2 protein-coding genes and 1 pseudogene are annotated in these 2147 nt (G+C 72.9%); all 3 read right to left on the minus strand.

Features of this window, described 5'->3' with window-relative positions:
- A complete protein-coding gene (locus HMPREF3086_RS09125; RefSeq protein WP_043567216.1) occupies positions 1 to 510 on the minus strand; it encodes a DUF3145 domain-containing protein in 510 nt (169 codons plus the stop codon).
- Between the two features lie 252 nt (positions 511 to 762).
- On the minus strand, positions 763 to 1608 hold the full coding sequence (locus HMPREF3086_RS09130; protein ID WP_070721479.1) for a serine hydrolase domain-containing protein: 846 nt from the start codon (positions 1606 to 1608) through the stop codon (positions 763 to 765).
- Positions 1609 to 1738: 130 nt separating this feature from the next.
- Positions 1739 to 2147 (minus strand): annotated as a pseudogene (locus HMPREF3086_RS18955) (hypothetical protein); the annotation flags it as partial.

Genomic DNA, 2147 nt, shown 5'->3' on the forward strand with positions numbered 1-2147 from the left:
TCAGCCGACGCGCGAGAGCCAGGTGACCTCGGAGGCGGCCGGGTGGCCGCGCAGCGGCTCGAGCGCGCGGTCCCACGGGGTGCCGAGCTCCGCCTCGACGGCGGCGTGGAAGGCGGCGGGGCCGGCCTTCATGAGGTGGCGCAGCCGGTTCTCGCTGATGACGACGTCACCGCTCGCACCGGTCTGCCCCCGCCACATGCCGAGCTCGGGCGTGTGCGAGAAGCGTTCGCCGTCGACGAGGTCGCTCGGGTCCTCCGTCACCTCGAAGGACAGCATCGACCACTTGGCCAACGACTCGGCCAGCCGTGCGCCGGTGCCGACCGGACCGATCCAGTCGACGATCGCCTTGCGAGCGCCCGGCTGGGCCGGCTGGTCTTCCCAGCGCATGGCCGAGTTGGCGTCGAGCGTGCTCGCCAGAGCCCACTCGACGTGAGGACACAGCGCGGTCGGCGCGGCATGGATGAACACCACGCCGGTCGTCGTATCCGCGAAATGGTTATGGTCAGACATCACTTCACTCCCGACTCACTGAGGGACGTCTTCCCCAACGACCTCACGAAATCGTGTGAATGATGTGGCTTGTGTTGTTGTTGGTTTCTACTGTGCCTGAAGTGACCGGATTACACCAGTGACACTTCTGGACTCTCAGCAAAGTTACAGCACCGTGATTCCGACGCCGGGCGGCCCCTCGGCGTGTCGGCCAGCCCACCGGACGGCTCATCGATCCGCCCGGGCCGGACCCGGGCACCGGCAGCGGCGCGGTTACCGCCCGAGCGCCTCGACGACGCCGTCGGACAGCTCCGGCCACAGCGGCTTGGCCCAGTCGCCGAAGTCGCGGTCGGTGAGCACGACCAGCGCCGCGGACAGCGCGGGGTCGACCCACAGCAGCGTCCCCGACTGCCCGAAGTGGCCGAACGTCCCGGCCGAGTTCCGCGAACCGGTCCAGTGCGGGTCCTTGTCCCCGCGCAACTCGTACCCCAGCCCCCACGGGCACGGCTTCTGCATCCCGTACCCGGGCACGATCCCGTCGAGCCCGGGGAACTGCTCGGTCACGGCCTCGGCGAGGGTCTCGGTGGCCAGCAGTCGCGGCGCGACGAGTTCGCGCGCGAAGGGCACGAGGTCCGCGAGGCTGGCGGAGGCGCCGTGCCCGGCCGAGCCCTCGAGGGCGGTGGACTCCATCCCGAGCGGCCGGCACACGGCCTCGTGGAGGTACTCGGGGAAGTCGATCCCGGTGGCGTCGGCGATGTGGTCGGCCAGCACCTCGAACCCGGCGGACGAGTAGATGCGTCGCCGGCCCGGCGCGGTGCGGACCTCGTCCCTGTCGGCGAAGTCGAGTCCGGAGGCGTGCGCGAGCAGGTGCCGCACGGTGGAGCCCTCGGGACCGGCGGGATCGTCGAGGCCGATCGCCTCCTCCTCGACCGCCAACAGGGCGGCCGTGGCGACGAGCGGCTTGGTGACCGAGGCGAGGCGGTAGACGCGACTGTCGTCGCCGTGCGTCGCGAGCGCGCCGTCGGGTCCGACGACCGCGGCCGAGACGGTGTCCACCGGCCATTCCCCGACCACCGCAAGTGCGGCGGCGAGCGCGTCTCGATCGACCTGGTCCGACATCGGTTCCTCCCTGGTTCGCGTCCGGCCGGCGGCGCCGGCGGCAGTGCCCGTCAGTCTGTCAGGTCGGCGTGGACGCCGCGCCGGGGCGGGCGGACCCCGAGGCGGGCTGTCCCCGCACCGGGTCGGGCGGTCAGGGCCGGGGCACGTCGCGGCGCCGGAACGCGGCGAGCCCGGCGGCGACCAACACGGCGCCGCCCACGAGCAGGACGATGACGCCCGCGGTGTCGACGGGGCCGGCGGGGGCGGTGCCCACCGCGCCGAACGGCGACAGGCGCATCTGCGCCTCGGTGAGTCGGAGCGTGGGGCCCATGAGGGTGACGACGACGGCGAGGGCGAACGGAGCCCAGGCCAGGACCTGCAGTCGCGGGGCCGCGCCGAACAGGCAGACGGAGACCCCGACGAACAGCAGCGCGGCGGGCAGCTGCCACGCGCCCGCGCCGAGGATCCGACCCACCAGTTGCGGATCGTCGAGCACCGCTGCCGCGGAGACGGCGAACGCGGCCGCGCCGGCGAGTACGACCACCGCGGTGCCGGCCGCC

Source organism: Dietzia sp. HMSC21D01, from assembly GCF_001815995.1.
In the GTDB taxonomy this organism is placed as follows: Bacteria; Actinomycetota; Actinomycetes; order Mycobacteriales; family Mycobacteriaceae; genus Dietzia; species Dietzia cinnamea.

What these genes read in the sequence shown, in the direction of transcription:
- HMPREF3086_RS09125 (WP_043567216.1), bottom strand. Translation starts at nt 510, where the DNA reads ATGTCTGACCATAACCATTTCGCGGATACGACGACCGGCGTGGTGTTC.
- HMPREF3086_RS09130 (WP_070721479.1), bottom strand. Translation starts at nt 1,608, where the DNA reads ATGTCGGACCAGGTCGATCGAGACGCGCTCGCCGCCGCACTTGCGGTG.